The sequence below is a fragment of the Candidatus Binatia bacterium genome, from assembly GCA_029243485.1.
Lineage (GTDB): Bacteria > Desulfobacterota > Binatia > UBA12015 > UBA12015 > VGTG01.
Genome location: JAQWRY010000007.1, coordinates 71,285 through 87,901, shown reverse-complemented (window position 1 = coordinate 87,901; position 16,617 = coordinate 71,285). Strand labels below are relative to the sequence as shown.

At 66.0% G+C, this 16,617-nt stretch carries 14 protein-coding genes; 8 read left to right on the top strand and 6 right to left on the bottom strand.

Annotated elements, in window-relative coordinates; genetic code table 11:
• The first annotated feature begins 79 nt into the window (after positions 1-79).
• From nadA to P8R42_04060, 8 genes are all read left to right on the top strand, one after another.
• Entirely contained in the window at positions 80-1,084 is a 1,005-nt protein-coding gene (gene nadA, locus P8R42_04095) for a quinolinate synthase NadA (protein MDG2303831.1), read from the top strand.
• Positions 1,081-1,800 (top strand): hypothetical protein, encoded by a 720-nt coding sequence (locus P8R42_04090; GenBank protein MDG2303830.1) that lies wholly within the window; start codon positions 1,081-1,083, stop codon positions 1,798-1,800. Before nadA ends, P8R42_04090 begins: the two co-directional genes overlap by 4 nt.
• 74 nt (positions 1,801-1,874) lie before the next feature.
• Complete coding sequence (locus tag P8R42_04085) at positions 1,875-3,371, top strand: DUF1800 domain-containing protein (GenBank protein MDG2303829.1); 1,497 nt, start codon at positions 1,875-1,877, stop codon at positions 3,369-3,371.
• 14 nt (positions 3,372-3,385) lie between these two features.
• The gene (locus tag P8R42_04080; protein ID MDG2303828.1) at positions 3,386-4,630 is read left to right on the top strand and encodes a DUF1501 domain-containing protein; all 1,245 of its coding nucleotides are present in this window, start codon (positions 3,386-3,388) and stop codon (positions 4,628-4,630) included.
• A 43-nt stretch (positions 4,631-4,673) separates the two neighbouring features.
• Positions 4,674-5,657 (top strand): alanine racemase, encoded by a 984-nt coding sequence (locus tag P8R42_04075; protein ID MDG2303827.1) that lies wholly within the window; start codon positions 4,674-4,676, stop codon positions 5,655-5,657.
• Positions 5,658-5,697: 40 nt separating this feature from the next.
• Entirely contained in the window at positions 5,698-6,711 is a 1,014-nt protein-coding gene (locus P8R42_04070) for a hypothetical protein (GenBank protein ID MDG2303826.1), read from the top strand.
• Complete coding sequence (locus P8R42_04065; GenBank protein ID MDG2303825.1) at positions 6,701-7,777, top strand: flippase-like domain-containing protein; 1,077 nt, start codon at positions 6,701-6,703, stop codon at positions 7,775-7,777. Before P8R42_04070 ends, P8R42_04065 begins: the two co-directional genes overlap by 11 nt.
• A 56-nt stretch (positions 7,778-7,833) precedes the next feature.
• Entirely contained in the window at positions 7,834-9,351 is a 1,518-nt protein-coding gene (locus tag P8R42_04060; GenBank protein MDG2303824.1) for an FGGY family carbohydrate kinase, read from the top strand.
• Here the strand turns inward: P8R42_04060 and P8R42_04055 are convergent.
• The 6 genes from P8R42_04055 to glnD form a co-directional block, all read right to left on the bottom strand.
• The gene (locus P8R42_04055) at positions 9,278-10,078 is read right to left on the bottom strand and encodes a pseudouridine synthase (GenBank protein MDG2303823.1); all 801 of its coding nucleotides are present in this window, start codon (positions 10,076-10,078) and stop codon (positions 9,278-9,280) included. The two genes, P8R42_04060 and P8R42_04055, sit on opposite strands and share 74 nt — an antisense overlap.
• Complete coding sequence (scpB, locus tag P8R42_04050; protein MDG2303822.1) at positions 9,987-11,054, bottom strand: SMC-Scp complex subunit ScpB; 1,068 nt, start codon at positions 11,052-11,054, stop codon at positions 9,987-9,989. The genes P8R42_04055 and scpB overlap by 92 nt, the downstream gene beginning before the upstream one ends.
• A complete protein-coding gene (locus tag P8R42_04045) occupies positions 11,051-11,830 on the bottom strand; it encodes a segregation/condensation protein A (GenBank protein MDG2303821.1) in 780 nt (259 codons plus the stop codon). Before P8R42_04045 ends, scpB begins: the two co-directional genes overlap by 4 nt.
• Before the next feature lie 100 nt (positions 11,831-11,930).
• A complete protein-coding gene (trpS, locus tag P8R42_04040; protein MDG2303820.1) occupies positions 11,931-12,926 on the bottom strand; it encodes a tryptophan--tRNA ligase in 996 nt (331 codons plus the stop codon).
• Positions 12,923-13,852, bottom strand: coding sequence for a tyrosine recombinase (locus tag P8R42_04035; GenBank protein ID MDG2303819.1), 930 nt, complete (start codon positions 13,850-13,852; stop codon positions 12,923-12,925). The genes trpS and P8R42_04035 overlap by 4 nt, the downstream gene beginning before the upstream one ends.
• A gap of 7 nt (positions 13,853-13,859) precedes the next feature.
• Positions 13,860-16,610 (bottom strand): [protein-PII] uridylyltransferase, encoded by a 2,751-nt coding sequence (glnD, locus tag P8R42_04030; protein ID MDG2303818.1) that lies wholly within the window; start codon positions 16,608-16,610, stop codon positions 13,860-13,862.
• Positions 16,611-16,617: the final 7 nt, after the last annotated feature.

Sequence of the window (16,617 nt, the reverse complement as noted above, 5' to 3'; positions counted from 1 at the left end):
CTCACGACGACCTCCCGCCCCTTGCGGCCATCCCACAGGTTGTGTAACTCGTACACAACTAGAGGGGAGTCCACATTCGATGTCCGAGAACCAACCGCGGTCGGGCGAAGATCTCTTCCGAGACTTCGCACCGCTCGGCGACCCTGCCGTCTACACGCGTGACCGTTGCGACCAGATCTCCGACACGGTCGAGCGGATCCGGGAGCTGAAGCGCGAGCACAACGCGATCATACTGGCGCACAACTACCAGCGCCCGGAGATCTTCGAGGTCGCCGACTTCGTGGGAGACTCGCTCGAGCTCGCTCGGAAAGGCACGACGCTCGACGCCGACGTGATCGTCTTCTGCGGCGTCCACTTCATGGCGGAGACCGCGAAGATCCTCTCGCCCGAGCGCACCGTCCTCTTGCCGGACATGCGCGCGGGGTGCTCGCTCGCCGACAGCGTCGACGCCGACACCCTGGAAGACCGACGCGACGAGCTGAAGGCCGTCTACCCGGACCTGCAGGTCGCTTGTTACGTGAATACCACAGCCGCCGTGAAGGCCGTCTCCGACGTATGCGTCACCTCCTCCAATGCGACCGAGGTCATCGAGCGACTACCGACGGGCAACGTCCTGTTCGTTCCCGACGAAAACCTCGCGAGACACGTGCAGGAGAACACGAAGAAGAACATCATCGCATGGGACGGCAACTGCTACGTCCACCACCAGATCACGCCGGAGCAGATCGAACGCGTGCGCAAGCACCTGCCCCGCGTGAAGGTGCTCGCGCACCCCGAGTGTCGGCAGGACGTTCTCGACCTGGCCGATGCCGTGCTCTCCACGAGCGGAATGATTCGCTACGCTCGCGAGAGCGACGCGCAGGAGTTCCTCGTCGTCACCGAGTGCGGTCTTTCGGATCGGCTACTGCTCGAGCTCCCGGAGAAGACCTTCTACAAGAGCTGCAAGCTCTGCGCGTACATGAAGATGATCACGCTCGAAGACACTCTCCGTTCGCTCGAAGAGATGCGTTACCCGATCGAACTCGATGAGGATGTTCGCGCCGGAGCGGAACGCTCGCTCAAGCGCATGCTCGAGCTCTCGTGAGCGAAGGCCGCCGGTCCACGTCGAGCGGGCAGCGGCGCCGCTCGACGACGCCACTCGGCGAAACTGGCAGGAGCGCGTCCGTCGCCGTCGCCGTCGACGTCGTTCCGTTCGGGTTGCGCGACGGACGGCTGCACGCCGCCCTCGTCCAGGTGGGCTCGACGGACGACGCCAGCCTCTTTGCCTTTCCCGGCGGGCGGGTCCAGTCCGAGGAGTCGCTCGACGTCGCGGCCCGCCGCTGCCTTGAGCGCCACCTGTCTCCGGAAGGCGCCTTCCTGGAGCAACTCTATGCGTTCGGCGAGCCCGGCCGGGACCCGAGCTCTCGAGTCGTGTCCGTCGCCTACCTCGCGTTGATCCCGCACGTCGAAGAGGCTCCGGGTGTGCACTGGCGGCCGTCCGACGACCTGCCGGCCCTCGCCTACGATCACGGCGCCGTGGGCGAAAAGGCGCTCGAGCGGCTCCGCGGTAAGCTCGCCTACACCAACATCGCGTTCGGCCTCCTGGACGACGGGTTCACCCTTGCCGAGCTCCAGAAAGCCTATGAGACGATCCTCGGGCGGGACCTCGACCGGAGGAACTTCCGAAAGAAAGTTCTCGCACTCGATTTGGTCGTCCCGAGCGGACGCGTCCGGCGGGGTCCCCACCGCCCCGCGGAGCTTTTTCGGTTTGCCGAGCGCGCCCTGACTCCGATCGACGCACTTTTCACTAAAAAGGGATAATTGCCCATTTTACCGACTTAGCCTCCGTGCCATCCTATTGTGTGAGACGGCCATGGTGGCCGATGGAGGTTGTGATGAAGGTCATATCACTTGCGGGGATGGCGGTTGCCGCCCTTTTGACGATTGCAGGACCCGCCGGCGCGAACGAGGGCCCTCTCGGAACGGTGTCGAGCACCGCCGAGGATGCGCGGGTGCTCCACCTGCTGAACCGCGCCGCGTTCGGCCCGAGCACCGAACTCATCGAGGAGGTGCACCGCATTGGTCGCGGCGCCTGGGTCGGCCAGCAACTGCTCCCGTCTGGGATCTCCGATCCCGACCTCGACGCGAAGCTGTCGATCTACCCCGCCCTCCCGATGACCAATTCCGAACTGCTCGCCAACTACCCGAATCAGAACGGCAACGATGAGCCGATGGGAATCGGGCCGCCGGGACGCGTGCCGGTCGAGGTCGCGTCCGCCAACCTGACGCGCGCCGTTCACGGCAAAGCCCAACTGCAAGAAGTGATGACCGACTTCTGGTTCAACCACTTCAACGTCGCCGCACAAGACGGCCCCATCCGCCTCGCCGTCGTCTCGTACGTGCGCGACGCCATCCGGCCCAACGCACTCGGCTACTTCGAAGACATGTTGCGCGCCACCGCCGAGAGCGCAGCAATGCTCTACTATCTCGACAACTACCTCAGCGCGGCGCCCGGCACGCGCGGTCGCAACAGCGGCATCAACGAGAACTACGCGCGCGAATTGATGGAGTTGCACACGCTCGGCGTGGATGGCGGCTACACGCAGGAAGACATCATTGAGATCGCACGCGCCTTCACCGGGTGGACCTTCACAGCAGCGCGAACCGGAACCGTAGGGTTCACTTTCCTTCCGCGGATCCATGACCCCGGCCCGAAGAGGGTGCTCGGAACGACGATCCCTTCCGGCAACCAGAGTGAGGGCCTGCAGGTCCTTCACATGCTGGCGACCCACCCGTCGACGGCGGAGTTCCTGTCACGAAAGATTCTGCAGCGCCTCGTCGCTGAAAACCCGCCCCAGGAGCTAGTCGATCGAACGGCCGCAGTCTTCCTCGCGACCGGGGGACACATCGGGTGGACGGTCGCGAGCGTCATCCTGTCTGATGAGTTCTATGACCCGGCCTATCGGGCCAACAAGGCGAAGACGCCGCTCGAACTCGTCGCGAGCGCGCTTCGCGCCACCGGCGCCGACGTAACGCTCGGCGTGGCTGCGACGCGGATGGTGGGCGATCTCGGACAGCCCATGCTCCGCGCCTCTCCGCCAACGGGCTGGCCCGAAGTCGGGGCCGAAATTCTCAGCCCAGGCGGCATGGTGACCCGTTTCGAGTTCGGGTTCCTCGCAGCGGCGAATCGCCTCGAGGGCGCCCGCGTCGACGCCGCCCTGTGGGAGCCGATTCTCCAAATCTGGGGAACCGACGGCCTCGCGCAATACCTCCTCGGTCAGCTTCCGAGTGACGGAACGCGCAAAGCGCTCGAAGACGCCGCAGCGGCAGGAGCCGACCCCAGTCTCCTCGTCGCGATGGTCCTCGGAAGCCCCGAGTTCCAACTGCAGTAGGAAGGAGGCTGATCATGTTGCGCAAAAGAACGATGAATCGCCGTCAGTTCGTAACCGGCGGCCTCGCGGCGGCCGCAACGCTCGGAGCCGGGCCCCGGTTCCTACTTCGGTCCGCTTGCGCGCAGACGACTCCCGGACGAGCAATGGTCTGCATCTTCCAACGCGGCGCGGTCGACGGCCTGAACATGGTCGTGCCCCACGGAGAGTCCCGCTACTACTCCCTGCGGAACTCGATCGCGCTTCCCCGCCCCGGTTCGAATGGCGGTGTGCTCGACCTCGATGGCTTCTTCGGACTGCACCCCTCGATGTCCGCACTCGAGCCGATGTTCGATGACGGCGAGCTCGCCGTAGTCCATGCGTGCGGCTCGCCCGACGAGACGCGATCCCACTTCGACGCGCAGGACTACATGGAGACCGGGACGCCGGGCGACAAGACGACCGAAGACGGGTGGATCAATCGCCACCTCCAAACGATTCCCCCTTCGCAACCGACGACGCTTCGCGCCGTCGCCGTCACAGGGAACGTGCCGCGTGCCCTCGCCGGGCCGGAGAGCGTGTACGCCGCGGCCAGCCTCCTGAACCTCGACCTGGGGACCGGCAGACAAGGAGATCTCGCCCGTGCCGCGATCGATGACATGTACCGGGGCCGCACGGACCTCATCGGCCAGACCGTGGAAGAGACTCTCGACAATTACGCGATCTTCACGAGCCTCGGCGGGTACACGCCTGCCAACGGCGCGGCCTACCCCAACGGCGCTCTGGGCCGGCAACTCCGAGAAGTCGCTCAAGTCCTGAAGAGCAACCTCGGCGTGGAGGTCGCCTTCCTCGAAGTCGGCGGCTGGGACACGCACGTAAACGAGGGAAGCAACAACGGCCAACTCGCAAACCTGTTGCGTACACTCGGCGATGCGATGGCGGCGTTTCGCACCGACATGGGCAACCGAATGGACGACGTCTGCCTCATGACGATGAGCGAGTTCGGTCGCACCGCGGCGGAGAATGGCTCCGGCGGGACCGACCACGGCCACGGCACGGCGATGCTCGCCCTCGGCGGCACCGTCCGCGGTGGCAAAGTGTACGGCGACTGGCCGGGCTTGGGCAGCGGGGATCTCTACCAGGGCCGCGACCTCGACGTGACCACAGACTTCCGAACCTTTTTCGGCGAGGTCATCGAACGGCACCTCGGGAACGGAGACATCGACGCCGTCTTCCCCGGGTTCGATTACGGGGGATCGACCCGCCTCGGTCTGATCGCCTGAACCCGCGCTTGTCACCCTGGGCCGCATCGCGCATAGCCGAGGGGTGAACCTCCACGACCTCACCACTCCCGCGCTCCTCGTCGAGAGCGCCGCCCTCGACCACAACATCCAGGCGATGTCGCGCACCCTACCCGGCCGCCGACTGCGCCCGCACGTGAAGGCGCACAAGTGCACGGAGCTCGCGAAGCTGCAGGCACGCGCCGGCCACCCTGCGTTTACTTGCGCGACTCTCCGCGAGATGGAGGGCCTCGCGCACGCCGGACTCGGAGACGACCTTCTGCTCGCGAACGAGGTGCTCGACGCGAGCCGGCTCCGCTCCCTGCCCGGCCGCGTCACCGTCGCCGTCGATTCCAGCGAGACGATTCTCGCCGCCACGCGCGGTGGGGTGACCGAAGTCCTGATCGACGTGAACGTCGGCCTCCCACGCTGCGGCTGCTCTCCCGATCGTGCGGGGGCTCTGGCCGACGAAGCCCGGCGCCAGGGGCTGACGGTGCGCGGGGTGATGGGATACGAGGGGCACGCGGTCGGCCTCGAAGACATCGTGCGACGCACCAGCGAGACGAACCAATCGATGGAACGGCTCGCGGCCGCGCACCGCGCCGTGGGCGGCGACACCATCTCCGCCGGAGGGACGGGAACCTACGCGCTGAACGGGCTCGCGACCGAGATCCAAGCGGGCTCGTACGCCCTGATGGACACGGCCTACGGCCGGCTCGAGCTTCCCTTTCGGCCGGCGCTCACGATCCTGTCCACTGTGATCTCGACCTCGGCCGACTATGTGGTGGCGGACTGCGGCCTCAAGGCCCTCGGAATGGACCATGGCAACCCGGCTATCGACGACGCCCAGATCTGGTTCTGCTCGGATGAGCACATCACGTTCGCGCGGACCCCGTCGCCGCGAGTCGGGGATCGGATCCGCGTGCGACCCGCTCACGTCGATCCGACCGTCGCCTACCACGAGCAGCTCCATGTCGTAGACGGCGAGCAGGTCCTCGAGAGCTGGCCGATCGACCTGCGCGGCTGGTGAGCCTTTTCACTGACCTGCTACCCCGTGCTACCGTTGGTGCATGCCACGGCAGGCCGACCGATCCGCTCGTCGAAGGCTGCCGGCCTCGGGAAGCTCTCGTTCGCGACGCAAGCCGTCGGTCGACGCCGAGCTCCTGCGCACCTGGCTCCCGCCCGCCACCGGGGGAGCGGGTTTCCTGCTGCTCTACGTGCTCGGAAATCTCGACGTCATCGAGACGCCGCCGGCACTCGCCGCCGATGCACTCCTGCTGGCGCTGATCGTCCTCTTCTTTCCGATGCGGTACGCCTACCGACTGTCCCCTCGCGGCCGGGGTGCCGCGGTACTGCTCGCCATCTTCTGGATCAGTGCCGTCTATGGGCCCGTCTATCGCCGTATCTACCCCGCCCCGAGGATCGCCATGGTCGACGTCACTCCGCAGAATCTTCCGGCGACTCTACCGACCGCCGGCCGGGGGCCCGAGCTCGATCTCGTGATCGAGGGCCATCTCGAGCCGGGCGTCCCAGGATCCACGCGGGCCGCCCGCTACCGGCTCTTGTTCGCCGACGCGGACGGCCGCGAGCAGACGCATACGGGCGAGTTTATCGAGACCTGGGATCGTCAGGCACGTGGACGACGCGAGGGCATCGATCTCATCCGCGGGAGAACGGCAACTCGAGTCGTGCTCGACAACCCATCGGGCGAGGATCTCGCCGTCACCGAGATGGCGATCCGCGGCCGCGCCGAGCGCCGGCTCACCCTCAGCCTCTACCCTCACACGCAGCTCGCGCTTTGGGTCTCGATCCCACTCGCCGCGGCGCTCATCCTCGCTGGCGTCGCCTTCGATCGCGCGACGGGCTCGGGCGAAACGGCCGCGTCGATGGCGATCCTGACGGCAGCCGCTCTGACCAGTACACTCGCTTTCCAATCCGTCGCATCCCCGCAGCCGACGTTTCGCGAACTCCTTGGTGCCAGCATCGTCGGCGCACTCGTCGGCGGCCCCATCGGCGGACTGGTCGGCTGGCTCTTCAAAGGACGGGGAACTTCGTTCCTCGGATCGGGACGCCGTGCACGCTGAGAGGAGTGACCCCAGTGAGTCGGAGCAGACGGCCCCCAGAAAGTCCGGCGCCGGCGGTGTCATCACCATCGCCGTCCTCTGTGCGGTAGCCGGCTTCGGCCTTCTGTTCTTCTACAGCGACGGAGTGAAACTCGCCGACGCCGCCGCGGGAATCTCCTGGGCCCGGTTCGCCCTTCCGATCGGCGCCACGCTGTTCAGCTACGTCCTGATGGCGTTGTCCTACGACGGAATCGCGGCGGCCGCCGGCTCACCAGTCGGCTTCGTGCCGATGCTCCGCATCACCTTCGTATCGAATACCGTGAACTACCTCGTGGCGACGGGCGGACTCTCCGGATTCGCGGTACGCATGTACCTCTTTCGCCGACACGGCATCCCAATGGGCCGAGCGGTGACGATCTCCTTCGTCCAAGGCCTGCTCACGAACCTCGCACTGCTGGTCTTCCTGGTGATGGGATTCTACTTCCTCGTCCGGCATGAATCCCTCGGAATCGCGGCCCTGGCTGCAGCCGGCGGCCTCCTCGGGGTGTTCATCCTGATCATGGGCCTGTGCGTCGTGCTCCTCCTACAACCAAAGTCGCGAAGGCGGGTCCTGCTGTGGTGCGGAGGCACGATCCACCGCCTCGCAGTGCGCTTCCTGCCCGACCATCGCGTGCCCCATCGCATGCACCTCTGGCGAGTGCTCGCGAACGTAGACGAAGGGTTCCACTTCATGGTCGCGAACTGGCGGAGCATGCTGGTGCCGACGATCTACATTTTTCTGGACTGGGTCGCGACGCTCGCCGTCCTCTGGGGATGCTTCTGGACCGTCGACCTGCTGGTCGCGCCCGCACTCATCACCGTAGGCTTCTCGGTCGCGATCCTCTCGTCGATGGTCTCTCTGGCCCCCGGTGGCCTCGGCATCATGGAGAGCCTCACCACAGCCCTCTTCGCGACCCTCGGCACGCCCCTCGCGCCGACCGTGATCGCGCTCATCCTCTTCCGACTCTCCTACTACGCGCTCCCCTTCATCGTGAGCCTGGTGTTCTTCCGAAGCATGCTCCACGACGCTCGCCAGCACTCTCACTGAGCGCCCGGCCAGGCCGCTCTTGCGAGACGGCCCCCCTTCTAGGAAAGTCGGAGACCATGCCAAGCCAAGGGCCCTTCTTCGCTGCGCTCGACTACGGTACGGGCGGCGGCAAGTGCGCAATCTTCGACGCCGCAGGCCAACGACTCGCGGTCGTCCGGGAGCCCTGGAGCTACCAGCACGTCTCGTACGAACACGACGACCTCGTCCAGGGGTCCAGCTTCGATCCGCACGCGTTCTGGGCGGCGTTCGGCCGCTGCACCCGGAAGGCCATCGCCGAAGCCGGCATTCCCGCCGATGGTATCGCCGGAATCGCGGCAACCGCGCTTCGGCTCGGTACGGTCTTCCTCGACGCGCGCGGACACGAGATATACGCGGCACCCAACATGGACGGACGGGGACTGAGCGGCGGTTTCGAAGTGATGGAAAAGCTCGACGCATCGAGCGCCGTCCGCATCACCGGTCACTGGCCACCGTTCGTGTTCTCTCTCGCGCGCCTGTTGCGCTTTCGGAAGCTCGAGGACGCGCCCCGCGTCGCCTACGTCCTCAGCCTGAACGATTGGATCACCTACCGACTGAGCGGGGTCCTCGCGTGCGAGCCGTCGAACGCCGGCGAATCCATGCTGCTCGACATCTCGACGCGGGGATGGAGCCAGGAGATCATCGAGGCGTTCGGCATCGACGAGCGACTCCTGCCTCCCGTCGTCGACCCCGGCACCCAGCTCGGCCGCGTAACGCACGAAGCCGCGGAGCAAACGGGCTTCCGTCCCGGAACTCCGGTATTCGCGGGCGGGGCGGATACGCAGTGCGCCCTTCTCGGCGCGGGCGTCGTCCAACCCGGCCAGGCTGGAGCCGTCCTCGGCACCACGACACCCGTGATGCTCGTCGACCGAGAAAGGCGCTTTGACGAGAGCGCGAAGCTCTGGACCGGATGCCACGTCGTTTCCGACCTCTGGACCCTCGAGAGCAACGCCGGCGACACCGGCATCGCGTTCGAATGGCTCCTGGGCATCGTCGGACTCGAAGGAGACGACGCGTACGAGAGAGCCGAGAAACTGATCGCGGACACACCGGACAACGCGGTCCGCGTGATGAGCTTCGCCGGCCCGCAGATCTTCGACCTCGTCAACTTCGACCCGAACCGAACCGCGGGATTCCTGTTCGAAAACCCGCCCTTCGCGACCCGCCCGACGACGGGCAGCTTCCTGCGCGGGTTCCTCGCCAACGTCGCTTGCGCCGCGCGGGCGAACCTCGAGCAGATCGAGGACCTCACGGGCCAGCCGGTCGATTCTCTCACGCTTTCGGGCGGCATGACCCGTCTTCCGAGTCTTCTCCGCGAGTTCGCGCGAACAACCCCGAGACCCTTACTGGTTTCCGAAGAGCCGCACGCGACCGCGCTGGGTGCGGCGCTGTTGGCCGCCGTCGGTGCCCGAACGCATACAAGCGTCGCCGAGGCCGCCGCGGCCATGGTCCGCGTCCGGCCGCTGGAGCAACACGCCGACTTCAGCGACGCGGGCGACGCTGAGTACGCGACGTGGCGGAAGCGGTACCCCGAGGTACTGAAGTTCTCTTCTTGACCGGGCGCTCGGGAACGACGCGCTCGGGCGCGCTCGGCGCGCCGCCTTCGACACGGACGGCTGCGCGCAGTGCGATCACCTCGCGATCGGTGAGCTCTCGAGTGGCCCCCGGAGTCAGCGTACCGAGCTTCACGGGACCGATGGAAACGCGCGATAGCTTGTCGACGGAGTGACCGACCGCGTCCATCATGCGCCGGATCTGCCGCTGCCGCCCCTCGCGTAACGTGACACGAAGTCGCGCCTTGTTCTCGAGCTTCCCTTCGACGGCCACGCCCGCCGGCGCCGTGAGTCCGTCAGCAAGGCGAAGCCCATTCCGCAGCCGCAGCAGCGCCTTCTCGTCGGGATGCCCTCGGACCTTCACGCGGTAGATCTTCGGGAGCTGATACTTCGGATGCGTCACGCGTTGCGCAACCTCGCCATCGTTGGTCAGCAGGACCAGGCCACTCGAGTCGTAGTCGAGCCGGCCGACCGGAAAGAGATGCGACTTCAGACGCTTCGCCACGTCCCCGATGCACGGCCGCCCCTGCGGGTCGGCCATCGAACTCACGACGCCTACCGGCTTGTGGTACGCGACGTAGCGAAGGCGCTCGGGTACCGTCGCGCGACCATCGACGGTGATCCGATCCTGAACCGGGTCAGCCTTCGCTCCCAGCTCTTGAATCACCTTCCCGTTGACCCGAACCCTCCCCTCCCGAATCAGCTCCTCCGCTGATCTCCGGGAGGCGATCCCCGCTTGGCTCAGAATCTTCTGCAGTCGCTCCGTCGTGGGCGCCGTCGGCTTCGTTTTCTTCCGCGGCTGCGGCTTCCTGTCCATCGGTGGTCCCGTCCAGGTTCTCGTCGGCCGGTTCGACCGCCGGTTCGGAGGCGTCGAGGTCTCCCTCGCTGCCCGCGGCTTCGACCTCTTCTTCGAGTCGTGCGTCGTCAATCAGGTTCGCCAGTGAGGAAGCGTCCGGCAAGGGTGGAAGCTCCGCCAGTTCCTTCAAGCTGAACAGCTCGAGGAACTCCTGCGTGGTTCCATACTCCACCGGGCGCCCCGGCGATTGGCGGCGTCCGATGACCTGCACGAGGCCCCGAGCCGTCAGCGCGCCCAGGACAGCGTCACAATTCACGCCGCGGACCGCTTCCACCTCGCCGCGCGTGGCCGGCTGTCGGTAGGCGACGACCGCCAGGGTCTCGAGGACGGCACGGGACAGGCGCGGCGGCTTCTCCGTGAAGAACTTCCGGACCCAGGGCGCATACTCCGAGAGCGAGCGAAGCTGGAACCCGCCGGCAGTCTCGACGACCCGCATACCGCTTCCTTCGCGCTCCTGACGCTCCCCGAGTTCCTTCAATCCGGCAACGACCTGGTCACGGTTCCACGCGCCGAGCACGCGCGTGAGACGCGTGAGGGGCACGGGCTCGGCGGAGGCAAATAGCGCTGCCTCGAGCACCGCCACGAGAGGTGGAAGCTCGATTTCGGCCTCGTCTCCAGTCCCGTCTTCCAACGCGGCCTCCGCGCCGTCGTCGCCCACGCTCGATTCGTCGCCGGCCGCTTCTGCCGCCGCGTCGCCACTCAAGGCAGATGTCTGCTCCGACGCCTCACTCGAAGCCTCGACCTGCTCCTCCGCTGAAGCTTCAGTGCCGCCGTCGGTCTCTTCGGACGTCGCCTCAGGGGCTTGCGTCTCGACGGCCTTCTTCTTCAGGCGCGACTTCCGCCTACTCATTGGGCCAGCTCCTCCTCATCATCCAACTCGAATTCCAGCATCCGATTCGCGTCGACATCCCGCACGAGCTCGATGTTGATTTCTCCGTAGTTCTCGCCCTGCACGGCCATGACCGCACCGTGCTTGATCAGCTCCAGAATGCCCAGGAACGTCACGATGATTCGCATGCGCGACGCCTGCTCCGGGAAAAGCTCGTCGAACGTGCACCGCCGCATCGTCTGTAGCCGCTCCAGCGTCAGCTCGATCCCGTCTCGAATACTGAGCCGTTCGCCGATGACCTCATGGACGATCGCCCGCGCCCGCCGCTCGAGAACCCGCTCGAGGGCCGACAGGAGGTCGCCCATGGTGAGGGGCGCCGGGGCCGCGACGAACTCCCCGGGGGCCGCCTCCATGACGGTCCGACGGAAAACGTCTCGACCGAGAACCGGCCCGGCCGCCAGGGCCGCACCGGCCTTCTGGAAGCGCTCGTGCTCCAGGAGCTGCTCGATGAGCTGCTGCTCGGGGTCGAGAGGCTCTTCGTCTTCCAGCTCGTCCTGCTCTTCGGGCGGCAGGAGGGCCCGCGACTTCAGGTAAATCAGCGTCGCGGCCATCACCAGGAATTCACCGGCTACGTCGAGGTTCAGGTCACGCGCGGCGGCGAGCGACGCGAGGTATTGGTCGGTGATCGAGGCGACGCGGATGTTGTACAGATCGATCTCGTGCTTCTTGATCAAATGAAGCAGGAGGTCGAGCGGCCCCTCGAACTCTTCGAGCTTGACGGTAAGATTTTCGGCCATGCGGAACCGGCGTCAACGTAGCATAGGATCTCCCCGGGGTGCGAGCGTCCCGCGCCGCGGGGCGGCCCTCTCGGCCTCGGCGAGGCCGAAGACCCGTGGCTCAGATCCCAACGGCGGCGCGAACCTCGCGCATGGTCTCCTGGGCCACGCGCTTCGCCTTCTCGGTCCCCGCCGCGACGATCTCACGCACGCGCTCCGGCTTCGCCGCGAACTCGGCCCGCCTCTCGCGGAAGGGCTCCAACTCCGCCAGGACGTGCTTGATCATGACCTTCTTGCAGTCGAGACAACCGATGCCTGCGGTCTTGCAGCCCTCGGTGACAGTCTTGATCTCCTCGGGCGTGCAGTAGATCTGGTGGAGCTGGAAGGCGGGACAGTCTTTCGGGTCGCCGGGATCCGTTAGTCGAGCCCGCCTGGGGTCCGTCGTCATTCGACCGAGACGCTTCTCGATCGAGGCCGGATCCTCATCGAGTGAGATCGCGTTCCCGTAGCTCTTGCTCATCTTCCGACCGTCGGTCCCCGGCACCCGCGGCGACGGCGAGAGAAGCGCCTCCGGCTCGGGCAGGATCGCGCCGTAGTAGTTGTTGAATCGCCGCGCGATGTCCCGCGTGAGCTCGACGTGCGGGACCTGGTCCTCACCAACCGGAACCCGGGAGCCCTTGTACAGCAGGATGTCCGCCGCCTGCAGCACGGGGTAACCGAGAAAACCGAATGTCGAGAGATCCCGACCTTCCATCTGGGATCGCTGCTCTTTGTAGGTCGGATTTCGCTCGAGCCAACTCACGGGCGTGAACATCCCGAAGAGGAGCGCGAGTTCGGCGTGTTCGTGGATCGCCGACTGCCGGAAGATCACGCAGCGCTCGGGATCGATGCCTGCTGCGAGCCAATCGGTCACCATCTCGATGGAGAAGTCCGAAATGTGCTCCGGCTTCTCGTAGTCGGTCGTGAGTACGTGCCAATCGGCCACGAAGAAGTAGCACTCGAAGCGATCCTGGAGCGACTCCCAGTTCCGCAGGGTCCCCAACAGATGACCGAGGTGAAGCTTCCCCGTCGGCCGCATCCCACTCACGACGATCCCGTCCGCTTTGTTCGTGCTCACGTCCTCTTCCTCCCCGCCGGCCCACTCCAACCACGCTCACGGGGATGATGTTTCCCGTGCACATCTCGCAGATGCGCCCGACTCACGTGCGTGTAGACCTCGGTCGTCGAGATGCTCGCATGCCCGAGCAGAGACTGCACGGCCCGGAGGTCCGCACCGCGCTCCACCAGATGCGTGGCGAAGGCGTGCCTCAGACCATGGGGCGATGGTGCGCTCTCCAGACCCGCCGCCTCCGCGAGCCTTCGCACCAGAGCGAAGATCGCCTGCCGCGAGAGCTTGTTCCCGCGTGGCGAGAGGAACACCTCCTGCCGTGGCCCGGCCCGCTGCAACCGAGGGCGCTCGGATTCCACGTACCGCTCGAGAGCGCGCTTCGAAGGTCGCCCGAGCGGCACCACCCGCTCCCGGTCGCCCTTTCCGACCACCCGCAACGCGGAATCGCTCATGTGAACGCGGTCCATCGTGAGCCCGAGAGCCTCCGTCACCCTCAACCCGCTCCCGTACAGGATCTCCAGAAGGGCGCGATCCCGCAGCGGGGTCTTGGTCCGGTCGGTCGCGTCGAGAAGGCGCTCGACGTCCTTCTCGCTCAACGTCGACGGCAGGCGCCGTCGCTGCCGCGGCTGCTTCAAATCCGCCAGAGGGCTCTCGTCGACCACACCCTCGCTGGTGGCAAACCGAAAAAGGCCGCGCAGGGCCGACAACCGCCGGGCCTGGGTGCGGGCGCCGATCCCACGATCCGCCTCGGCCGCCTGAAAGCAGAGAACCAGCTCCCGGCCGACCGCCTCTGCGGTACTGATCGAGAATTCGTCCTGTGCGAACTTCGCGAATCTTGCGAGATCATCCGCGTAGGCCTTGTGCGTATGCGGCGACACGCCGACCTCCGCTCGGAGACGCGTAAGGTGGCGGTCGATCAGCTGGTCGAGGTCCACGCGGCGCTCACCTGACGCTCGGGATCGACTCGGACGGCTCGTCCAAACCCGCTCGCACGATCGGCTCGAGCACGGCGCGAATCTCGTTGTCGCGTGCGCATTTTTCGCCGGCGGGCTCGGTCACGTAGAATACGTCGAGAACCTGGTCGACGGCGGTCGAGATCTTAGCGAGGTGAATCTCGATGCCGAGACGGTTCAGTGCGTCGGCGATATCATACAACAAGCCCACGCGGTCGCGACCGAACACCTCAATGATAGTGAAGCCGTCCGAAGCCGCGTTGTCGACGCCTACCCCGTGGGCGGCCGGCCGCTGCTTTCGAGTATCGAGCAGGCCCGGCTTTTTCGCGCGCGCGACCAACTCATCGAGCGACGTCTCACCGGCGAGAACCTCCTTCAGGAGGCGCTCGACGCGCTCCCACCGCTCGTCGTCAACCACGATCTCTCGACGATCGAGGTGCGAGATTCGGAAGGAGTCGACTGCGATTCCGTCCGTCGACGTGGAGATCCGGGCGCCGACGATGTTCATCCCGCTCGCGACCAATACCCCCGTGAGATTCGCGAACAGGCCCGGGCAGTTCGCAACCGCAACCGTGAAGCCGGTGAACTCCCGTTCGTCGTAGTGGGTCACACGTAGCGCCAGCCCGCCGTCGGCACGACACCGCTCCACCAGCTCGGCATCCTTCGAGATCAGATGCTCGGGCGTGCGAAGGAAGTACGTATCGGGCATCGACGCCACGAAGTCATCGAATCGCGTTGCCGCATCGTCTCCGTCGTCGGCGTGCACCCGGCCTCGCACTCGCGCCTGGATTCGCGCCACCCGCTCGCCGCGGCCCTCGGGCTCGAAGCCTCGCTCGAAGACCTCGTTGACCCGCATGTAAGTCTCGCCGAGGAGCATGTCCTTCCAGTTGTTCCAGACCTTCGGCCCGGTCGCCCGCATGTCGGCGTACGTCATGAGGTAGAGCCGCTTGAGCGATTCCGGACTGCCGACCATCCGCGCGACCTCCGTGACCAGCTTCTCGTCGTGAATGTCGCGACGCTGGGCGAGATGCGAGAGCACCAGGTGGTTGCGCACCATGAACTCGAGCTCGTTCGCATCATCCTCGTTCAGTCCGAATCGAGTCGCGATGTCGCGGGCGAGGACCGCTCCCTTCTCGGAATGCTGCCCGCCCATTCCCTTGCCGATGTCGTGCAACATCATGCCGAGGAACAGGAGCTCGACCTTGTCCACGAGCCGCATGACGTCGGTGAGGAGAGGCAAGGCCTCCGCGCGTTCTCCCGACCGGAGCCGCTCGAGCTCGCGGATTCCCATGAGCGAATGCTCATCGACGGTATAGATGTGGTAGTAGTCGTGCAGCACGAGACACAGCAGGTGCGCCCACTCGGGCATGACCTGCGCGAGCACGCCGAGCTTGTGCATCTCGTGCAGAGTCTCGTAGACGCGGTATGGGCTACGAAGGACCCCGAAGAACGCTTTGGCCAGCTCCGGGTCCGCGCGCTGCTCTTCGCCGAGGAGACTCGCCTCCCGCCGCATTAGGTCCGCGAGGTTCGGCGCGATCTTCACTCCGTGGCGCTGCGCGTCCGCCAACACGCGCACGAGCTCGATCGGATCTCGCTCGAACAAGTCGGACTCGATCACGTCCAACTCCCCTGCAACGATCCGCACGCCCGGCCGAATCGTACGAGCCATCATCCGCCCGATGAGCCGATACGGCCCCGGCGGGTTCACCGTGCGGTCGATGATCGCGTTCGCGAATCGCGTTACTGCCGTGGCCTGCAGGTAGTAGTCGCGAAGGAAGTGCTCGACGGGCTTCAGCTCGTCTCCGTCAGAAGCCGTATACCCCAGATTCTCCGCGACGGGTTCCTGCAGGTCGAACGTCAGCTGGTCCTGATGTGTCCCCGTCAGGAAATGCAGGGCGTTCCGGACGCGAAACAGAAACTCCTGTGCGCCTTCAATGTCGGAAAGCTCCTGGCTGTTCATGATGCCCTTCACCGCGAGCTCGCACAGGTCGGCGATCTTGAACTTGATCTTCGCAATCCACATCGCGGTGTGCAGATCTCGGAGGCCGCCCTGGCCTTCCTTCACCTGCGGCTCGAGGAGATAGACGGAATCGCCGTACGTATGCCGACGCGTCTCGCTTTCGCGGAGCTTCTCTCGAAAGAACTTCCCCGTGGCGCGCGGCTTGATCTCGCGCTCGAGAGCACGGAAGAAGTCCCCGCTGAGCGGCTCATCTCCACACAGGTAGCGCGCGTCGATCAACGCGGTCTTGGCAACGATGTCGTTACCGGCGATGCGCACGCAGTCCTTGACGGTCCGGACCGCGTGCCCGACGGCGAGCCGCGTATCCCACAGCGCGTAGAGGATCGTCTCGGTGATCGTCTCCACGTACGGCGTCATCTTGTGGGGGTACAAGAACAGCAAATCGATGTCGGAGCGCGGGTTGAGTTCCCCGCGCCCATAGCCCCCCTGGGCCAGGACGGCGCAGCTCTGGTCGAGTTGCACGTAGCGCGCTCGGTAGTTCATTGCGGCCGAATCGTGCAGCCACGCGATGAGCTGGTCGATCGCGTTCGTGAACTCTCGCACGACCTGCACGCCGCTCGCGCCGGCGTCGTGCCAAGCCTGCACCTGGGTGCGTGTTTCGAAGACGAACTCACGAGCGATCACGCCGAGTTCAGCGCCCTCTTCCACCGGAGGAAGACGCGCGGCTTCGCCCGGGAACGGCGGCGCCGAATCGTGCTCCCGCTTCGAAGATGCCGTCACGCCCCGC